The organism is Pararhizobium qamdonense, from assembly GCF_029277445.1.
GTDB classification, from domain to species: Bacteria; Pseudomonadota; Alphaproteobacteria; order Rhizobiales; family Rhizobiaceae; genus Pararhizobium; species Pararhizobium qamdonense.
Genome location: NZ_CP119566.1, coordinates 4,079,327 through 4,098,593 on the forward strand (window position 1 = coordinate 4,079,327; position 19,267 = coordinate 4,098,593).

Sequence of the window (19,267 nt, forward strand, 5' to 3'; positions counted from 1 at the left end):
AGCCATGAAAGGCTATGTCTACATCCTCGCCTCGAAACGTAACGGCACGCTCTATACCGGGGTGACGAGCGATCTGCCCGGCCGGTTGTTCGAACATCAGAACGAACTCACCAAGGGGTCTACCAGCCGCTACGGCGTCAAGACGCTGGTATGGTTCGAGGAGTATGACCTCGTGACGACGGCCATCACCCGCGAAAAGACCATCAAGAATGGCCACGCCAATGGAAGCTCAACCTGATTGAGGCGATGAACCCGGACTGGGAGGATATCGCGCATTATCTGCATGGCTTGTGAGAGGACGGTAGCGCCTTCTTGAATGCGGCTCTCGCCATTGCGTCTTGCGTCCTACGCGGTCATCACGCTCGGCTCTTCCGGTTGGGACACCTCCCCTCCGTCATTCCTGTGCTTGTCACAGGAATCCAGTGCGCCGCGTCTGCGGTGCGCAAGGATTTCTTCTCTTGCTGCGTTCTTTCGCCGCGCAGACGCGCGGCGGCTGGATCCCTGTGACAGGCACATGGATGACGGAGTTTGGAATGTCGTGCATGCGAAACAATTGGCTGCGGAGGAGCGGTCTGCAGCCGTCCCAGGCTATGTCAGGCCCCCGGCATCTGTCTGCTAATGGCTGAGCAAAACGCCACCTGGGGCGAATTCCACCGGTTGCCGCAGCACCAGGAGCAGACATGCCAGAAAATGCTAAAAATCAGCGCTAGTTCACTTGGCTACTTTAAGGCCTGCAGCCTCTCGCCCTTCCGCAAAGCTTAGCCCGCCGAGGCTTTCTCTCTGAGGCGCAGACAACGTCCGGCCGCTGTCGTGGTGTTTCCGGCCCTTCATCCGCGAAGGACCGAGCCGTCGCGTGGCACCTCGAGGGGTAGATCAGACTGGAAGACATGCCGGATAAGACGGTGAACCTATGCAAACCGCCGGCAAAGCCGGCGGTCGAGGGGCGCAGTTTTGGTGCGGCGTTTAGGCCGCCATGCCCTGGATGGCCGAGACCTGCCAGTCGGCGCCGCGCTTGCGCAGGAACGTCCAGAGTTCGACGGTTTCCGTCAGATTGTCCGGATCGCCCTCGACGACGCGGCCGGTGGCGCGGTCGCGGGTGACGTCGATGCTTTCGTAGCGCATGGCCACGGTCGCATAATCGTCGCCTGCCTCGTTCCAGGCTTCGGCGACGTCGCCCTGCACCAGATGCACATCGCGAACCTCGTTCTTCAGGCCCTTGGTGGCATTGTCGCTCAGCTCTTCGGCCAGCCACGACATGGCTTCCGGCGTCGTCAGCTTGCGCAGCGTACCGTAATCTTCTGCGGCATAGGCGGACTGAACCTGTTTCAGCATGGTTTCGAACTGGCCGAGATCCTCTTCGCCGACACCGATCTCGTCGGTCGTGTCATCGGCCATGCGGGGCTGCTCCGGCCGGGCGGCACCATTGCCATTTGCGGCGGCACCCTGTGACGCTCCAGCAAGCCCGCCCAGCGCGCCGCCGCCAATGGACGGGATCTTGAAGGACGGCATGCCGGAGCCGGAGCCGGAACTCTGGCCAAAACCCTGCATCGGCGAGTTGCCGCGCGGCGCATAGCCGGCCGGTGCCGCCGTCTGGCGGTTGCGGAAGAAGCGCAGGGCCAGCATCACGGCGCCGCCGATCAGCGCGATCTGTAGAAGCATGCCGAGCATGCCGGCCATGCCGCCGAAACCCGTGCCCATCATCATGCCGATCAGGCCGCCAAGCGCGAGACCGCCGAGCATGGAGCCGGCAAAACCGCCGAAGAGACCACCCGGACGCTGCGCGCCGGGACGCGCCGCCTGGCCCATATTCTGCTGGGCAGCACCGGGTGTCGTCGCCTGGTTCTGCGGGGTCATCGTCCGGTTGATCGGCGTCGCATCGGCCGGCGCCGTGCGGGTAACCGGCGGTGCGGAGAATGTGCGGGTGCCGCGGCTGCCGAAGCTTGCGCCGCCACGGCGGGCCTCCGCCAGGTCGGCCACCGTCAGCATCATCATGGAAGCAACCGCAACGGTTGCCAAAACGCGTCCAACTCTCAACATGAAACCCAATCCTATCGTTCACTCCCGGCCCGCAAACGCGCGCCTCTTGGCAGACATATGGGGACATCGCGCGGCGAATTGAAGGCTTTTGCGCTGCAGTTCACGGTAAAGCGGGCTTGCTTATGCCTTTTGACCCCAGGGGAATTGACGAAAAGTCCGCCGAAGCCGAAGGATTGGCGCGGCCACCCTGCGCATTGTGGAAGCCGTCTTTGTCATCGAAGGAACGTGAGATGAGCCATGCATTGCCCGAAATTCATCTCGTACGGCATGGACAGACGGAATGGAGCCTTTCCGGAAAACATACCGGGCGCAGCGACATTCCGCTGACCCAGGCGGGCGCGGATGCGGCCCGTGGCCCGGCGGACCGGATGCAGGGCCTGACCTTCCCGATTGTCTGGTCAAGCCCGTCGCAAAGGGCGTTCAACACCTGCGTGCTCGCGGGCTTTGGCGACAGATGCGTGAAAAAAGACGACCTTGCCGAATGGGATTATGGCGCCTACGAGGGCCTGACGACGAAACAAATCCTGACTGCGCGTCCCGGTTGGCAATTGTTCCGGGACGGATGCCCTGGGGGTGAGACAGCAGTGGATGCCGGAGCGCGGGCCGACAGGATCATCCGGGAGATCCGCGAGATCGATGATGCGGTGCTGATCTTCTCCAGCGCCCATTTCCTGCGGGTGCTCGCCGCCCGCTGGCTGGGGCTGCCGCCCGGGGACGGCAGGCAGTTCGTGCTGGATACCGCAAGCATCAGCGTGCTCGGTTACGAGCATAACCGCACCGAGCCGGTGATCCGGCGATGGAACCAGACCTGAACAAGCGTCAGCCGATGAACGTATCGTAGAGCAGCTTGAGATTGAGAACCACGATGATCGAGGCGACGATCCAGGCGAGCGCTGCGACATATTTCGGAATGACGAAAGTGCCCATCTTCTTTTTGTCGGAGACAAAGCGGACCAGCGGGATGACAGCAAAGGGCAACTGCATCGACAGGATGACCTGGCTGAACACAAGAAGTTCGGCCGTGCCCTTTTCGCCATAGATCCAGGTGACGACGACGACCGGGACGATGGCGATGCCACGGGTGATGAGGCGCCGGGCCCATTGCGGAATGCGCAGCCGCAAAAAGCCTTCCATGACGATCTGGCCGGCCAGGGTTGCCGTCACCGTGGAGTTGAGGCCGGAGGCGAGCAGCGCCACCGCAAACAGCGTCGAAGCAATGCCAAGGCCGAGCAGCGGCGACAGGAGTTCATAGGCCTGGCCGATCTCGGCCACATCGGTGCGGCCATTGGCGTGGAAGACGGAAGCCGCGATGATCAGGATAGCGGCGTTGATGAACAGAGCCAGCATCAGCGCGATCGTGCTGTCGGCGGTCGCCCATTTGATCGCATCGCGCTTGCCCTCGTCGGTGCGCTTGTAATTGCGGGTCTGGACGATGGAGGAATGCAGATAAAGATTATGCGGCATGACGGTGGCGCCGATAATGCCGATGGCGATGTAGAGCATGGCCGGATTAGTGACGACTTCGGTCGAGGGCAGGAAGCCCTGAAGTACAGCAGCAATCGGCGGTGCGGCGGCGGCAATCTGGATGACGAAGCAACCGGCAATGACGATCAGAAGCGCAATCACGAAGGCTTCGAGATAGCGGAAACCCTTGTTCATCAGGAGCAACAGCAGGAAGGCATCGGCCGCCGTGATCAGCGCGCCTGCGATCAGCGGGATGCCGAATAACAGCTGCAGGGCGATCGCCGTGCCGATGACTTCTGCCAGATCGCAAGCGATGATCGCCGCTTCGCAGGCAAGCCAGAGCATGAAATTGACGGGTCGCGAATAGGTGTCACGGCAGGCCTGGGCAAGGTCCCGGCCGGTGGCGATGCCGAGACGGGCGGCCAGCGCCTGCAAAAGGATCGCCATCAGGTTGGACAGCAGAATGACGGTCAGCAGCGTGTAGCCGAACTGCGAGCCGCCGGCGATATCGGTCGCCCAGTTGCCGGGATCCATATAACCGACCGAGACCATGTAGCCCGGCCCCATGAAGGCCAGAAGCCTACGGAACCAGACACCGCCCGAGGGGACGGCAATGCTGGCATTGACTTCGGGAAGGCTCGGGCGCGCATCCTCTTCCGGCTTGGCAAACGTCCAGCTCTTTTGAGGTGGAAGGGCGGCTTCGGGATTGGACATAGACGGGCTCCGGACGCGGAAGGGCTGACTTTTCCAAAACCTATGCCAAGGCAAAACATTATGCAATAGGCTATATTTTATCGATCAGGCTGTTTTGGTAGATAAAAACGCATCCAGGACGGGAATGTGGAAGACGGGATAAATCATTATGAAAAATCCAAGCCCGTGGTATGAAACCTCAAAAGCATGATGAAGATCTTTGAGAGGATATCGCCCCGTTGCCGCGCCGCCCTGTTCCCCGCACGGATCCGCTCCCAGATGCGGACATACATTCCGAGGGCTTCCGGCAGACCCGTGAGGCACGGCGCGGCGCGCTGATCGAGGATTATGTCGAGCTGATCGCCGATCTGATCGAGGACGGCAACGAGGCGCGCCAGGTGGATATCGCCGCTCGCCTTGGCGTGGCGCAGCCGACGGTGGCCAAGATGCTGGCACGGCTTGCCGCCGAGGGACTGGTCTCGCGAAAGCCCTATCGCGGTGTTTTCCTGACCGAGGCCGGCCAGAAGATGGCGCTGGAAAGCCGGGCCCGCCACCAGACGGTCGAGGCCTTCCTGCGCTGCCTCGGCGTCAGCCCGGAAACGGCGCGCATCGATGCCGAGGGTATCGAGCATCATGTCAGCGTCGAGACACTGGAAGCCTTCCGCCGGTTTATCGACAGGCAAAATTAGCCGGCCCGCAGCCTGCGTCCGAAGCGTTCGCCCAGGATGATGATGAGGCCGGCCGAAAAGATCAGCGCGGCACCGGCAAAAACCTGGGTCGCGGGAATATCGCCCCAGATCAGGAAGCCGAGCCCGAAGGCCCAGATCAGCGATGAGTATTCGAACGGCGCCAGCACCGAGACCGGCGCCCGGCGCATGCCCTCAAACAGCGCATATTGAGCGATGCCGGCAATCAGCCCCGTCCCCACCATCAGTGCCACATCCAAAAGGCTGGGCGCAACCCAGGTGACGGCAACGGCAATGCCGGTGAAAAGGATGAAGAAACCGCTCGACAGCGTCATCTGCACCATCGTCACCTCCTGCATCGCGGTCTTGCGCAAAAGCACCGTGGAAAACGCCCAGAACACGGCCGCCTGCAGCGCCAGCCAGACCGGCAGGGAGAGCTTCATGCTGTTGCCGAACGGGTCGGTTGCCACCAGCACGCCAATGAAGCCGACGATGACGGCGATCCAGCGCAGCGGCGGCACATCCTCTTTCAGGATCGGCACGGCGAGAATGGTGATCAGGATCGGCGCGGCATAATAGATCGTCGTCAGTTCGGCCAGCCCAAGATCGCGGGCGGCGGTATAGTAGGACAGCCAGGCGGCAAGCAGCAAAAGGTTGCGCAGGATCATCGGCTTCAGAACCGGGGAATGCACCGCGCGGACAAGGAGAGGACGGCGGCCGATCGCAGTGCAGATCGCAAAGATCGTCACGCTGCGCACGAAGAGAATCTGCCAGACCGGCAGCGCCACCACCAGCCATTTGACCGAGGCATCCTGCAGCGTGAACAGGAAATAGGAAAAGATCGTCAGCAGAATGCCCGACAGTATGGAGGTATTCACGCATGGCTCCCGCAGGTGCTGCGCAAATCGCGCGCGCTCTGTGATATCGCGGCGCCCGCGTGCAAGGAAGAGGCAGGACAGCGCGGCATGTGGCGAAAAATGGGGGCGGAGCTGAAAATAAAGCGCAAGGACGGCGCATGCCGACCTGCCAAACCCTGCGCTTCACGGCCGCTGTGTCAAAGTCCGATCACCGACAGCATGACGAAGGTGGCAAACAGCACGAAATGGGTCATGCCCTCGATGGCATTGGTTTCGCCATCGTTGAGATTGATTGCCGCAACCACCAGCGTGATCGTTACCATCACCGTCTGCACCGGCGTCATCGCCATGATGAAGGGCTGGCCGGTATAGAGCGCGATTGCTTCCATCACCGGCACCGTCAGGATGACGGTGGAGAGCGAGGCGCCGAGGGCGATATTGACGACGGCCTGCATGCGGTTGGCAAGTGCTGCGCGCATTGCCGTCATGATTTCCGGCGAGGCCGAAATGGCAGCAACCACGACCGCCGCAAGCACCGGCGGCGCGCCGGATCCTTTCAGGCCAGCCGTCATCAAACCCGACATGATTTCGGCCAGGATCCCGATGATCACGACGCCGGCAATCAGGATGCCGATGGATACGGCCACCGGCTCCTCTTCCGGTGTCCGCTTTTCCGCACCCTCGCGCTTGGGGTAGCTGTAGCTGAAGAAATAGCTGTGTACGCCGACCTGCATCTTCAGAAAGACCGCGTAGAGCGTCACCATCGCGACGATGGTGAAGGCGGAATAGAGGTGCCATTTGGCTTGCGGAACGAATTCCGGCACGATCATCGAAATGCCCATCGCCGTCAGGATCATGACGCTATAGGTGCGGCTGGAATCGTCGTTATAGGATTGCTCGCCATGTTTCAGGCCGCCCAGAAGGGCTGCGAGCCCCAGGATGCCGTTGATATCGAGCATGACGGCGGAATAGATGGTGTCGCGCACCAGGGTCGGCGAAATCTCTTCGCCGCTCATCATGATCGCCAGAATGATCACCTCGACGAGCACTGCCGACAGGGTCAGGATCATCGTGCCATAGGGGTCGCCGACCTTGGCGGCGAGAACCTCGGCATGATGCGCGACACGCAACGAGGCCAGCACGATGGCAAAGACCAGCACCGCGGCGCCGGCAAGGGACGCCACTTGCCCCGCCTCCAGCACCGCATGTTCAAACAGGAAGCCAACGGCTGCAAAAGCAAGCGCCGCCGCAAGGAGGATTTCGGACTTCAAGATGGAGAACAAATGCGGCGCCTCGCAACCAGCGGAATAAGGTCCAGCGAAGTATAGGCGGCGCGGTGCGTATTTCAATCACGCCGGTGCGCGGGAGGTCGAAACGACAGGATTATTTTCCTTGCTCACTTTACTCGCTGCCACATTTTGGCTAATCTCGACCGGCAGAGACCCACGTCAACACGAAGCCAGGATATCAAGGAAAGCGTCACGCTTCACCGCTTGCAGGATGCGCAACGATGTTTTCACATGACCGGATCTGGAGCGCCATCGATGCGCTCGCCGAGCGGCATCAATTGTCCCCTTCGGGTCTTGCCCGGCGGGCCGGGCTTGATCCGACCTCTTTCAACAAGTCCAAGCGCCATTCCGCCGATGGGCGCGAGCGCTGGCCATCGACGGAATCGATCGCCAAGGTGCTGGATGCGACCGGCTCGACGATCAACCAGTTCATGGAATTCCTGCGGCCGGGGCCAACGGCCGGGGCACTGCCTGAAGGCGCCTTTCCGCCGCAGACCGGCTCCATTCCGCTGCTCGGCTTTGCCCAGGCTGGGGCCGGTGGCTTTTTCGACGATGGCGGCTTTCCCGCAGGCCAGGGCTGGGATGTCGTCGAGTTTCCGGCCGCCCCCGGCACCAAGGCCGGCGTCTATGCGCTGGAAATCCAGGGCGACAGCATGTTGCCGCTCTATCGCGACGGCGATGTGCTGATCGTCGAGCCCGGCGCGCAGATCCGCCGCGGCGACCGCGTGGTGGTCAAGACCACGGAGGGTGAAGTCATGGCCAAGGTTCTCGTGCGCCAGACGCCGCGCAATATCGAGTTGCTGTCGCTCAATCCGGATCATCCCAACCGGACCTTTGAGCTCAGCGACGTCGAATGGATCGCCCGCATCATCTGGGCCAGCCAATAGGACATTTTTCCTCGATGAAGCGGCACCTGCTCACCCTTGGCGGCGGCCTGGCCGGAATTCTCCTGACCATCGTGCTGCTGATAACAGGCGCATCGGCCATTCAGGGACGGCAGAGCGCCGAGACGCCGGACTTTGCATTGGAAACACCGGATATGGCGGATGTGCCCGGCCTTGGCGACAGGATGGACAGCGCTGACACCGAAAACGGCGGGAGTGCCGATCCAGCATCCACTGAAACTCCGGATGCCGGCCTTCCTGCAAAGCTGGAGAGGCAGGACAAAGCCGTTCGCGATATCGCGCCCGAGCAATTCGGATATCCCGAAGAGGTCACGGCGCAGCCGTTGGAGCGGATCGAGGCACGCAAGCCGCTGTCGCAGCCCGTGGCCCGGCCGGAGCCGGTTCCCGCTGTTCTTCGCCATCCGGTGGCGCTATCGGCGGGCCTCATCCAGTTTGGCGACCGGCTGCTGCAACTCGACGGGATCGAACCGCAAAAGGCGGACCGCATCTGCGGCGAACAAGGCAAGACATGGCCCTGCGGCATGGTGGCCAAAACCGCATTCCGCAATTTCCTGCGGGCTCGCGCGCTTGTCTGCACCGTGCCGAAGAATGGCTGGCAGGGGACGCTGACCGCCGCCTGCAGCGTCAATGCCACCGATCCGGCTGCCTGGCTTGCCGAAAACGGCTGGGCGGACGCCCCGGAAAAGTCGCCGCTTTCGGTTAAGGTTGCCGCTGCCCGCCAGTCCCGTCTCGGCTTTTTCGGCGACGATCCGCGCGATTTGGGCCCGGTACCGGCTGTCCCGGATGAAACGCTGCCGTCTACGGATGCCGCTGTTGATATGACCGGGCGTTGATATGACCGGACGTTGATATGAGAGGTGAAGACTTGTAGACCGCATCGGCGATCCATATCTCCCGGAACTGCAACAGCCACACGGATCATCCATGCCAGACACCATGAGCCATCACGAAGCCCTCATCTATGTCATGGTGATGATGTCGGCCGTCGATACCGCGATGACCGATAATGAGCTGGAACGCATCGGCCGGCTGACCAGCTTCCTGCCGGTGTTCGAAGGGTTCGACCACGACCATCTGATGCATGCCGCGCGCGAATGCACGGCCCTTCTCGACGGTCCGGAAGGATTGGACATCGCGCTTGAAGTGGTACGGGAAGCGCTTCCCGCGCGTCTCAATGATACGGCCTATGCGCTGGCCGTCGAGATTGCCGCTGCCGACCACGCGATTGCCCAGGAGGAAATCCGGCTGCTGCAATTGCTGCGTGACCGGCTGGGGCTGGACAAGCTGACCTGCGCTGCCATCGAGCGCGGTGCCATGGCACGGTTTCGCAGGTGACAGAGAGCGGTTTTCCGCTTCACGCCAAAGTGCATTCACCTCAGTCGCCATCCCGATAGAATAAGGGTTCACAAGACGAACAGGCAATCGATGATGGTGCAGGCATGACGCTGTTCGGCATTGGCGAACCGGCCCTGAGGCTTGCCTTCTTTGCCGCAATCTTCCTGACGCTTGCCATGCTCGAACTGCTCCATCCCCGGCTGGAGCGGCCGGAATTGATGCGCGCCTTGAAAGCCCGGCGCTGGTTTACCAATCTCTCGATCCTCGTCCTGTCATCGCTGATCCTGCGGCTGATCTTTCCGGCAGCGGCCACCGGTGTCGCGCTGTTTGCCGCTGCGCATGGATACGGGCTTTTGCCGATGCTCGGGATGCCACCGCTGATCGGCGGTATTCTAGCCTTCGTCATTCTCGATTTCGCCATCTGGCTGGAGCATCTGATTTTTCACAAAGTGCCACTGTTCTGGCGCATCCACCGGGTGCACCATGCCGATACCGGTCTCGACCTGACGACCGCGCTGCGCTTCCACCCGCTGGAAATCATGCTCTCGGTCCTGTGGAAATCCGCCGTGATCCTTGCGATCGGCGCGCCGCCGGAAAGCGTTCTGGTCTTTGAGATCGTGCTGAATGGCGCAGCCATGTTCAATCACGCCAACCTGAAACTTCCCGGCCGCATCGACGGGCTGTTGCGCCGCCTCATCGTCACGCCGGACATGCACGCCATCCATCATTCCACGGAGCCAGACGAGACCGACAGCAATTACGGCTTCAACCTGTCGATCTGGGACCAGCTGTTTTCAACCTATCGCGGCCGCTCGCAACATCCGCCGGATGTCATGGGGATCGGGCTTGCGCAATATCGCAACCCTTTGCCATACCGATTGTTCTGGTCGTTGTTTCTGCCATTTCGAAAGTTGAAATGACAAAGCTCAATAGATCCCGGCTGGGAAATAACGCAGGTAAATCTCGTTCAGCCGGCCCTTGCGCGACAATTCCAGCAGCGCATGATCGATCGCCTGCGTCAGCGCGGAATCGCCCTTGCGGTTCATGACCGCCAGCCCCTCGCCCAGAAACCGTTGCGAGAAGTAAGCGCCGTCGATCAGGGCGCAGCATCCGGCCGCATCGCTGCCGGCCGTCCAGAACGACAACTGCATGCCGTCTGAAAACACCGCCGCAACGCTTCCCTGCTTCAGGGCCGCCAGCATCGCGTCGCGGCTGGGAAAAGAGCGGCTTTCGAGTTTGGGAAAAAATGCCTTGAACATGGCCTCATGCGTGGTTCCCGACACGGTGCCGACCGGCTTTCCCGCAAGCGACGCCACCGAAAGCGCACCGGCCATCATTTGCCGATTGGCAGCGAAACGGGCGGGCAACTTCATGAAGGTTCTCGAAAAGGCAAATCGCTGCCGCAATTCCGAGCTGGTGCCGATCCCGGCAATGACTGCCTCCCCCTGCCCGCCTTCCAGAGCGGGCTGCAACTCTGCAAACGCCACGGCCTGAATCTGGCACTTGGCGTCGATTTCCAGCTCGTGGCAGATCTCGCGGACCAGATCCACATGGAAGCCGGCAAGCTTGCCGGACTGATCGATGAAATTAAACGGCGGGAAATCCACGGTGGTCAAAAACCGCAGCCGGGCGAGGCCACTCAGGTCCGGTTTTGCAATCCGTTCGCGCGCATCAAACAACAGGGGCAGATCGTTCACCCCTTCCGCAGCACGCAATGACACTGGAAAAGATGCAACCAAATACACGCAAAACGAGAATATACCATAGGATTTTAGAGATGCACGGAAAGCGCGTATCATTATGATCAATCCCGGAGAGCGGTGAGAAAGAACCGCGCGACGCGCAGCGATAGGGTGTTTATGCGGCTGGGAGAATATCCGGACAATTCCGGAATGGCTACCGCGAATGAGCCGCCCGGCGGGCGATCTCGAAACGATACTGCGATTGCGCGCCTGGCGCCGGCGTTGAAGCACGAAGGCCGACTGCTGCTCCAGATGGGGATCGGCAAGCCGGCGATTGCCTTGGCTATGCGACTGGCGCAAGCGCATGGCACAAGCGTCGAAGACGAGTTGCTCGCATCCGGCGAGATCGAGGAAACCATCTATTTCGAGGCGCTGGCGGAAATGCTGGGGCTTGATTTCATGCCCGTGATCGATGCGGAGCGGGTTCAGGACGTCGACGGCCTCGACACCCAGATCGTGCGGCCGGAAATTCTAAGGATGCATCACGCCAGCCGTCCGCCGGTCACCGTGATCGTTCCGTCGATCGGCCGGTTCGCCGAACTTGCCACGCTGTTGCAGCGCATGCCGATGCTGCGCCAATGCCTGGCCATCTCGACACCATCAGCGGTCCGCGCTGCCGCCTGGCAGGCGGGCAGCCAGAGGCGGGTATCGGTGGTAACGCGCGCGCTGTTTGAAACCGCGCCCCTCTACAGCGCCCGCATCACCTTTTGGGGCAAGCAGGGTTTTTATACCGGGGTCACGCTGTGCAGCTTGATCGGGGTGGCACTGGCCTTGCCCACCATCAGCATCCTGGTGCTGCATATCGTGCTGACCCTGTTCTATCTTGCCAATTTTCTGGTGCGCCTCTACGCGTTGAGGGCCGCCGGGCGCCAGGAGCGCCTGGCGCTGCAACGGGCGCGGGCATTGCCGCCCGTCGCCGCGGGGCCTGTACCGGTCTATTCGGTGCTCGTGGCGCTCTACAGGGAAGAAAGTGTCGTGGCGCAGCTCGTCCACGCGCTCAACCAGATCGACTGGCCGCGCTCGCGGCTCGATATCAAGCTGATCTGCGAGGCGGATGATGCGGCAACCATCGCGGCGATCCAAGCTTTGCGGCTGGGGCGCGAATACGAGATCGTTCTGGTGCCGGTCCACCTGCCCCGCACCAAGCCAAAGGCGCTCGCCTATGCGCTGCCCGGCGTTCGCGGCACCTATGTGACGGTCTATGATGCCGAAGACCGGCCGCATCCCGGCCAGTTGCGGGAAGCGTACGACACGTTCATCGCAGCCCCTGCGCATATCATCTGCCTGCAGGCGCCGCTGATTATCACCAATGCGCGGCAATCCTGGTGGAGCGCGCTGTTTGCGCTGGAATATGCCGGACTGTTTCGCGGGCTGCTGCCGATGCTGTCTCTGACGGGTCTGCCCCTGCCGCTGGGCGGCACATCCAATCATTTCCGCACGGCGGAGCTGAGGATGATCGGTGGCTGGGATCCCTACAATATGACCGAGGATGCCGATCTCGGCATGCGGCTGTACCGGCTCGGCTATCGATCGCGCGTCATCGCCAAACCGACGCTGGAGGAAGCGCCGGTCCTGCCCTCCGTCTGGCTGGGGCAGCGTACCCGCTGGTTCAAAGGGTGGCTGCAGACATGGCTGGTGCTGATGCGCAAGCCGGGCCAACTGGCCAAAGAAATGGGCTGGCCGGCTTTCTTCGTCTTCCAGATCCTGGTGGGCGGAATGCTGCTGTCCGCGCTCAGTCATCCCGTCGTCATCGGCTTCATCGCCTATCTGACCTGGCTGATGCTGCACAACAGCACATCTACGCATGACTGGCTGGCCTTCTGGCTGTTCAGCGGCGATATCATCAATGTCTTCGGCAGCTATGCGGTCTTCATTTCGCTTGGGCGTAACCGGATGACGATATGGGAAAAACGGGCGGTCGGCTGGCGTTGGGTTTTTGTGCCAATTTACTGGCTCTTCATGTCGCTCGCCGCATGGAAGGCACTTTTGGAGCTGCGGACACATCCGTTTTCCTGGAACAAGACACCGCATGTTCCTGTGAAAGACCATGGGACCTGATGCGGCAAGAGCTTGAGGAACAAGGTGGAGCGGGTAGCGGGAATCGAACCCGCACGATCAGCTTGGGAAGCTGACAAGCTACCACTACATCATACCCGCCTTGCGACCGAGGTTTCCACCAAGCACGGCTGCCTGTCAAGGCGGCAGCCGGTTTTCCGGGCGGAATTTACTCTGCGCGGAAATGCTTGGAGAGTTTCAGGCCCTGTGCCTGGTAGTTGGAACCAAGACCCAGACCATAGAGCCCTTCGGGGCGCTCCATCATGTGCTCGTACACCAGACGGCCGACGATCTGGCCATGTTCGAGGATGAACGGCACTTCGTGACTGCGCACTTCCAGCACGGCACGGCTGCCTTTGCCGCCGGCCGAGGCATGGCCGAAACCGGGGTCGAAGAAACCGGCATAGTGGACGCGGAATTCGCCGACCAGCGGATCGAACGGCGTCATTTCAGCCGCATAGAGCGGCGGCACATGCACGGCTTCGCGCGAGACGAGAATATAGAATTCGTCGGGATCGAGGATCAGTTCGTCGCGGCCGCGGCTGTAGAGCGGTTCCCAGAAATCGAAGATGCCGTGTTCGGCCTTCTTGTCGACATCGACGACGGCGGTATGGTGCTTGCCGCGATAGCCGATCAAGCCGTCAGCACCGGTGCCCTTCAGATCGATCGACAGCGCGATACCGGCGCCGGAGACGTTGGGCGTTTCGCTGGCAACGAGGACATCGCTTTCGTGCAGCGCCAGCACCTCGTTTTCGGTCAGCAAGGCATGGCCGATGCGGAAGCGGATCTGCGACAGGCGCGAGCCGCGCCGGACGATGACGGGGAAGGTGCGCGGACTGATTTCAAGATAGAGCGGACCGGAATAGCCGGCGGGGATCTTGTCGAATTCCTGGGCGCGATCGGTGATGACGCGGGTGAAGATATCGAGGCGGCCGGTCGAGCTCTTCGGATTGGCCGAGGCCGACATATCCGGCAGAAGGTCGAGGCTTTCCATCAGGGGAACGATGTAGACACAGCCGGTTTCGAGCACAGCCCCTTCGGAGAGGTCGATCACATGCAGTTTCAGCCGGTCGAGCTTATCGGCCACCAGATGGCCGGGGCCCGGCATGAAGCTGGCGCGCACGCGGAATGCCTTGGAGCCCAGACGCAGATCGAGACTGGCCGGCTGGATCTGGTCCTCATCGAGCCGCGCCTCGCTTTTCAACCGCCCTGCCTCAAACAGCGCAGCAATGGCGCGATCGGCGAGAATGCCTGTGGCCCTGGTCATTTCCATCGTCCTCTTTGCCCAACCGGCGTCATACCCTAAATTGTCCCTGTGACATATCTTGTTGTTCACGGGAATTGACGCAAGCGCGGCTAATCAGTAAATACGGACTTATCCCGTGGTGATTTGGCCGGTCGGCTTGCAGCCACGTAAAACAAATAGCTAAAAAGGCCGGGTTTGAAACCGGCTTGCTTTACGCGGCCGGTTTTTTTGTTTTGAAAGAGACAATCGATGAGCAACAATTGGCGCCCCGCGACACAGCTCGTTCACGGCGGCACGACCCGTTCAAACCATGGTGAAACCTCCGAAGCCATCTTCATGACGCAGGGCTTCGTCTATGACAGCTCGGAAGCGGCGGAAGCGCGCTTCAAGGGCGAGACGGACGGCTTCATCTATGCCCGCTACGGCAGCCCGACCAACGACATGTTCGAACAGCGCATGTGCATGCTGGAAGGTGCCGAGGACGCACGCGCCACCGCATCCGGCATGGCTGCGGTGTCCGCAGCAATCCTGTGCCAGCTGAAAGCCGGCGATCATATCGTGGCGGCCCGCGCCCTGTTCGGCTCCTGCCGCTGGGTGGTGGAAACGCTGGCGCCGAAATACGGCATCGAGTTCACGCTGATCGACGGGCGTTTCCTGGAAAACTGGGAAAAGGCCGTCAAGCCGAACACCAAGGTGTTCTTCCTGGAAAGCCCGACCAATCCGACGCTGGAAGTGGTCGATATCGAGGGTGTTGCCAAGATCGCCAACCAGATCGGCGCCAAGGTCATCGTCGATAACGTCTTTGCAACGCCGCTTTTGCAAAAGCCATTGGAACTCGGCGCCCATATCGTCGTCTATTCCGCCACCAAGCATATTGATGGCCAGGGCCGTTGCCTTGGCGGCGTGATCCTGTCCGACAAGGAATGGATCAACGAACATCTGCACGACTATTTCCGCCATACCGGCCCGGCGCTTTCGCCGTTCAACGCTTGGACGCTCTTGAAGGGCATCGAGACCCTGCCCTTGCGCGTGCGCCAGCAGAGCGAGAATGCCGCGCGTGTCGCCGATTTCCTGGCCGAGCAGAGCCAGGTCGCCAAGGTGATCTATCCCGGCCGCAAGGACCATCCGCAGGCCGATATCATCGCCCGGCAGATGAAGGGTGGCTCGACGCTCGTCTGCTTCGAGCTGAAGGGCGGCAAGGAGGCGGCGTTTGCGCTGCAGAACGCGCTGGATGTGGTGCTGATCTCCAACAATCTCGGCGACAGCAAGAGCCTGATCACCCATCCGGCAACGACCACCCACAAGAACCTGTCGGACGAGGCGCGTGCCGAGCTTGGCATTTCGCCGGGCACCGTGCGCTTCTCGGCAGGCATCGAGGACAGCGCCGACCTGATCGAGGATTTCGCCCGTGCTCTGAAGTCGGTTCAGGCCTGATTTTTCAACGCGTACAGAACGCCCGTGTCCCCTGGATGCGGGCGTTTTTCTAGGCCGGAGGCTCTCCCGTAAAGAAGGTCCGCGCCAGTATGATGCGCGACACCGTCGTGTAGAAGCACACGAGTGCGAAGCAGATTGCGATCTCGCAAAACCAGTGCGGAAACAGGCAGAACGCCAGGAACACGGCGATCGTCTCCGTCGCTTCGGCAAGACCGGTGGTGAAATAGAGCGATTTTGCGCCGCGAATGTCCGTCGAGAGGCCGCGCTTTTCGGCCATGATCGAAAAGGCGAGGAAACTGGCGCCGTTAATGTAAAACGACAAAAGCAGAAGGCCGCCCGCCACGCCGTTTTCATAGGGATCGGCAAAAATGAAGGCGAACGGGATCAGGCCATAAAAGGCAAAGTCGAGCACGATATCGAGGAAGCCGCCGAAATCGGTTTTCTGCGTCGCCCGCGCGACGGCACCGTCCAGGCCGTCACAGATTCGGCTGAGGCCGATCAGCACGAAAGCAGCGGCGTAGGCGTCGAGGACGATGGCGGCCGCTGCCGCCACACCAATGAGGAAACCGGTGACGGTGACCGTGTTTGCGGTGAACCCATAAGCGGCCAGAGCCCTGCCTGCACGATCCAGCCAAGGGTCAATCCATCGCCTCACATGACCGTCCAGCATGCTGTACCCTATCCTGACAGTTTACGCTGATACCAAGGATCGCGTTATTCTTGATGAAACCATCTTGCTGTAGAATATTGCCTATGGACTTGAAAGGGTTTGCATATGTACCGCGCGCTGACACGCGACATCGAGGTGACCGTCGAACCTTATTATCTGGAGGAGCAATCCGATCCGGATGACAGCCGTTATGTCTGGGGCTACCGCATCCTGATCTCGAACCTGTCGGAAGAGACCGTCAGGCTGATGACGCGCTACTGGCACATTACCGATGAAAACGGCCAGGTGGACGAGGTCAATGGCCCGGGGGTCATCGGCGAGCAACCGGTTCTAAACCCGGGAGACACCTACGAGTACTCGTCCGGCTGCCCGCTCGACACGCCATCCGGTGTGATGTTCGGTCATTATCTGATGGAAACCACGCGTGGCGAGAGCTTCAACGTGGATATTCCCGCCTTTTCGCTGGATTCGCCCGGCCAGAACCGGACGCTGAATTAGAGCATTCCCGTTTTTTTAAGAAACGGAAATGCTCTCTTCCTGTTTTGACGCACGTCCGGACGGAAAACCGCTTCGCAGTTTTCCTGGATTTCCTTTTCGCCGCAGGTCTTTACTGCGGCTTCACTTCCGTCGCTTCGAAGCGGTAGGTCGTCGAGCAGAACTCGCAGGTGACCGAGACAAGTCCGTCCTCGGCCGCATGATCAATGTCGTCCTGGCTCAAGCTTGCCAGAACGTCGCGCAGCTTTTCGCGTGAACAGCTGCATTTGTCATAGACAGCCTGCGGCGGATAGACCTTGACGCCACGCTCGTGGAACAGCCGGTACAAAAGCCGCTCGGTACCAACGGTCGGATCGGTCAGCTCGTCGGCATCGATCGTCTGGACCATGACGCTGGCTTCATCCCAGAGATCATCGACTTCGAAACTATCGTCCGCGCCGTCGCCGCCAGGAAGATCGGGCTGGCGCATGCGCTCCAGCGTTTCCGGCAGAAACTGTGCGACCATGCCGCCGGCCCGCCAGCGGTGGCGCGGCTTGCCGTTTTCATCGCGATCGAGCAGCTCGGCAACGCCGAGGCGCACCTTGGTCGGGATCTGTTCCGACTGGCGGAAATAGACGCCGGCAATTTCCTCCAGCGAGGCGCCGTCGAGCGGCACGATGCCCTGGTAGCGCTGCATATGCGCGCCCTGATCGATGGTGAAGGCCAAAACGCCATCGCCGAGCAGATGCTGCGGCTGGGTCAGGCCGTTTTCCTCGGCAATCTTCAAGGCCTCTTCATTGTAGCGGGCATAGGCGCGCACCCGGTCCGGCGTCGCGAAATCGGCGACGACCAGATCGACCGGGCCGTTGCTCTTGGTCTGGATGATCAGCTTGCCTTCGAATTTCAGCGACGTGCCGAGAAGCACCGTCAGCACCACCGTTTCGGCCACCAGGCGGGCGACCGGGAGCGGATAGTTATGACGCTCGAGGATGGCATCCAGCATCGGGCCGAGCTGGACGGCGCGGCCACGCACGTCGAGACCCTCAACCTGAAACGGCACGACATGATCGTCGCCTGCATAATCGAAATGGCCAAGGCCCAAACCTGCTTCCGTCATCACTCTGCTCCTAGCCCTCGGATATCCGCCCGCCATGCAGGCCGGGACTGTGTCCGATGCTTCTATTGATCCTGCGCGGGCCGGATTTGTCCAGATCGTTCCTGAAAAAACGGCTGATCGCGTTTCCGCCTCCCTGAAGAACGGCGGCGCGGATGGATGGATTTTTCAATAAGAATGACCGGCAAAGGCGGACGCGCCACCTGCCGGTCATCAGCGTGTTGTTTAGATCGTGTGCCGCAGCCCGGTTTTCAATATGCCGGGAAAGCCCTTAGAGAGCCTCGTCATTAGACGGAAGCGCTCTAAAGAGCGCCAAGGCACCAGGCGAGTACGGACTTTTGCGCATGCAAGCGGTTCTCGGCCTCGTCGAACACCACCGACTGCTGGCCGTCGATGACGTCGTCCGTGACTTCCTCGCCGCGATGGGCGGGCAGGCAATGCATGAACAGCGCATCCTTGTCGGCCTTGGCCATCAGCGCGGCGTTCACCTGGAACGGCTGGAAGACGTTGTGGCCGCGGGCGCGGTGTTCCTGGTTCATCGACACCCAGGTATCGGTGACAACGCAATGGGCGCCGTCCACGGCCTGATCGGCATCATGATAGAGCTTGATCTCGCCGCCATTGTTGCGGGCCCAGTTGAGGATCTTGTCGTCCGGCTCGGAGCCGAGTGGCACCGCCATATTCATGCGGTAACCGAAGCGGGCCGAACCTTCGATGAAGGAATGCAGCACATTGTTGCCGTCGCCGGTCCAGGCAATGGTCTTGCCCTTCACGGGACCCGCATGTTCCTCAAAGGTCATGATATCGGCCATGATCTGGCAGGGATGCGTTGCATCCGTCAGGCCATTGATCACGGGCACAGTGGCATGTTCGGCCAGCTCCAGCAGGCGATTGTGATCGGTGGTGCGGATCATGATCGCATCGACATAGCGCGACAGGACCTTGGCGGTATCGCCGATGGTTTCGGCGCGGCCGAGCTGCATTTCGGTGCCGGAAAGGAACAGCGTCTCGCCGCCGAGCTGGCGCATGCCGACATCGAAGGAGACGCGCGTGCGGGTCGAGGGCTTTTCGAAGATCATCGCCAGCATCTTGCCGGCCAGCGGCTTTTCAGCTGTGCCAGCCTTGGTGTCGGCCTTGCGGACGCGGGCGTCCTCGATGATCGACCTCAAGTCGGTTGTCGTCATGGCAGAAAGATCGAGAAAATGTCTGGTACCGGCCATTCTATTCAAAGTCCTGTGTTTTTTCAGCGTGTCAGTGAAGCGTCGT

Annotated in this window: 18 protein-coding genes, 1 tRNA gene, 1 pseudogene and 1 riboswitch; of the genes and pseudogenes, 10 read left to right on the top strand and 10 right to left on the bottom strand. The window is 61.1% G+C overall.

Annotated features, from left to right (window positions below; translation table 11 throughout):
* Positions 1-4: 4 nt before the first annotated feature.
* Positions 5-294: pseudogene (locus tag PYR65_RS19975) on the top strand (GIY-YIG nuclease family protein).
* A gap of 669 nt (positions 295-963) precedes the next feature.
* Here the strand turns inward: PYR65_RS19975 and PYR65_RS19980 are convergent.
* Positions 964-2,037 carry a Tim44 domain-containing protein gene (locus PYR65_RS19980; RefSeq protein WP_276119229.1) on the bottom strand — a complete coding sequence of 358 codons (1,074 nt, stop codon included), beginning with the start codon at positions 2,035-2,037 and terminating at the stop codon, positions 964-966.
* A 230-nt stretch (positions 2,038-2,267) separates the two neighbouring features.
* On the opposite strand from PYR65_RS19980, the gene PYR65_RS19985 reads away from it, so the two are divergent.
* Positions 2,268-2,849 carry a histidine phosphatase family protein gene (locus tag PYR65_RS19985; protein ID WP_276119230.1) on the top strand — a complete coding sequence of 194 codons (582 nt, stop codon included), beginning with the start codon at positions 2,268-2,270 and terminating at the stop codon, positions 2,847-2,849.
* Between the two features lie 7 nt (positions 2,850-2,856).
* Here PYR65_RS19985 and PYR65_RS19990 read toward each other — a convergent pair whose 3' ends face one another.
* Positions 2,857-4,215, bottom strand: coding sequence for an Nramp family divalent metal transporter (locus tag PYR65_RS19990; protein ID WP_276119231.1), 1,359 nt, complete (start codon positions 4,213-4,215; stop codon positions 2,857-2,859).
* A 218-nt stretch (positions 4,216-4,433) separates the two neighbouring features.
* On the opposite strand from PYR65_RS19990, the gene mntR reads away from it, so the two are divergent.
* On the top strand, positions 4,434-4,883 hold the full coding sequence (mntR, locus tag PYR65_RS19995; RefSeq protein ID WP_060636163.1) for a manganese-binding transcriptional regulator MntR: 450 nt from the start codon (positions 4,434-4,436) through the stop codon (positions 4,881-4,883).
* On the opposite strand, the gene PYR65_RS20000 is transcribed toward mntR, so the two are convergent.
* The gene (locus PYR65_RS20000; protein WP_060636164.1) at positions 4,880-5,758 is read right to left on the bottom strand and encodes a DMT family transporter; all 879 of its coding nucleotides are present in this window, start codon (positions 5,756-5,758) and stop codon (positions 4,880-4,882) included. The two genes, mntR and PYR65_RS20000, sit on opposite strands and share 4 nt — an antisense overlap.
* Positions 5,759-5,934: 176 nt before the next feature.
* Entirely contained in the window at positions 5,935-7,020 is a 1,086-nt protein-coding gene (locus tag PYR65_RS20005) for a calcium:proton antiporter (protein WP_276119232.1), read from the bottom strand.
* 227 nt (positions 7,021-7,247) lie between these two features.
* Here PYR65_RS20005 and PYR65_RS20010 point away from each other — a divergent pair, with 227 nt between their 5' ends.
* The 4 genes from PYR65_RS20010 (at position 7,248) to PYR65_RS20025 (ending at position 10,186) form a co-directional block, all read left to right on the top strand.
* Complete coding sequence (locus PYR65_RS20010) at positions 7,248-7,913, top strand: S24 family peptidase (RefSeq protein ID WP_276119233.1); 666 nt, start codon at positions 7,248-7,250, stop codon at positions 7,911-7,913.
* Between the two features lie 14 nt (positions 7,914-7,927).
* On the top strand, positions 7,928-8,764 hold the full coding sequence (locus PYR65_RS20015; protein ID WP_276119234.1) for a thermonuclease family protein: 837 nt from the start codon (positions 7,928-7,930) through the stop codon (positions 8,762-8,764).
* A 91-nt stretch (positions 8,765-8,855) separates the two neighbouring features.
* Positions 8,856-9,266, top strand: coding sequence for a tellurite resistance TerB family protein (locus tag PYR65_RS20020; RefSeq protein ID WP_060636168.1), 411 nt, complete (start codon positions 8,856-8,858; stop codon positions 9,264-9,266).
* Between the two features lie 104 nt (positions 9,267-9,370).
* Positions 9,371-10,186 (top strand): sterol desaturase family protein, encoded by an 816-nt coding sequence (locus PYR65_RS20025; RefSeq protein ID WP_276119235.1) that lies wholly within the window; start codon positions 9,371-9,373, stop codon positions 10,184-10,186.
* 6 nt (positions 10,187-10,192) lie between these two features.
* On the opposite strand, the gene PYR65_RS20030 is transcribed toward PYR65_RS20025, so the two are convergent.
* On the bottom strand, positions 10,193-11,065 hold the full coding sequence (locus tag PYR65_RS20030; protein WP_276119236.1) for a transporter substrate-binding domain-containing protein: 873 nt from the start codon (positions 11,063-11,065) through the stop codon (positions 10,193-10,195).
* 93 nt (positions 11,066-11,158) lie between these two features.
* Here PYR65_RS20030 and PYR65_RS20035 point away from each other — a divergent pair, with 93 nt between their 5' ends.
* Positions 11,159-13,066 (top strand): glycosyltransferase, encoded by a 1,908-nt coding sequence (locus tag PYR65_RS20035; RefSeq protein ID WP_276119237.1) that lies wholly within the window; start codon positions 11,159-11,161, stop codon positions 13,064-13,066.
* Positions 13,067-13,091: 25 nt separating this feature from the next.
* Here PYR65_RS20035 and PYR65_RS20040 read toward each other — a convergent pair.
* Positions 13,092-13,165, bottom strand: a tRNA-Gly gene (locus PYR65_RS20040).
* Between the two features lie 67 nt (positions 13,166-13,232).
* The gene (locus tag PYR65_RS20045; RefSeq protein ID WP_276119238.1) at positions 13,233-14,330 is read right to left on the bottom strand and encodes a 2'-deoxycytidine 5'-triphosphate deaminase; all 1,098 of its coding nucleotides are present in this window, start codon (positions 14,328-14,330) and stop codon (positions 13,233-13,235) included.
* A gap of 105 nt (positions 14,331-14,435) precedes the next feature.
* Positions 14,436-14,514: riboswitch (SAM riboswitch) on the top strand.
* A 44-nt stretch (positions 14,515-14,558) separates the two neighbouring features.
* Between PYR65_RS20045 and PYR65_RS20050 the strand changes: the two genes are divergently transcribed.
* Positions 14,559-15,743, top strand: a complete 1,185-nt coding sequence (locus PYR65_RS20050; RefSeq protein WP_276119239.1) for an O-succinylhomoserine sulfhydrylase — start codon at positions 14,559-14,561, stop codon at positions 15,741-15,743.
* A 49-nt stretch (positions 15,744-15,792) separates the two neighbouring features.
* Here PYR65_RS20050 and PYR65_RS20055 read toward each other — a convergent pair whose 3' ends face one another.
* Entirely contained in the window at positions 15,793-16,413 is a 621-nt protein-coding gene (locus PYR65_RS20055; protein ID WP_276119240.1) for a CDP-alcohol phosphatidyltransferase family protein, read from the bottom strand.
* 105 nt (positions 16,414-16,518) lie between these two features.
* Here PYR65_RS20055 and apaG point away from each other — a divergent pair, with 105 nt between their 5' ends.
* Positions 16,519-16,911, top strand: coding sequence for a Co2+/Mg2+ efflux protein ApaG (apaG, locus tag PYR65_RS20060; protein WP_060636181.1), 393 nt, complete (start codon positions 16,519-16,521; stop codon positions 16,909-16,911).
* Positions 16,912-17,020: 109 nt separating this feature from the next.
* Here apaG and PYR65_RS20065 read toward each other — a convergent pair whose 3' ends face one another.
* Positions 17,021-18,004 (bottom strand): Hsp33 family molecular chaperone, encoded by a 984-nt coding sequence (locus PYR65_RS20065; RefSeq protein ID WP_276119241.1) that lies wholly within the window; start codon positions 18,002-18,004, stop codon positions 17,021-17,023.
* 299 nt (positions 18,005-18,303) lie between these two features.
* Complete coding sequence (argF, locus tag PYR65_RS20070; RefSeq protein ID WP_060636183.1) at positions 18,304-19,221, bottom strand: ornithine carbamoyltransferase; 918 nt, start codon at positions 19,219-19,221, stop codon at positions 18,304-18,306.
* Positions 19,222-19,267 lie beyond the last annotated feature (46 nt).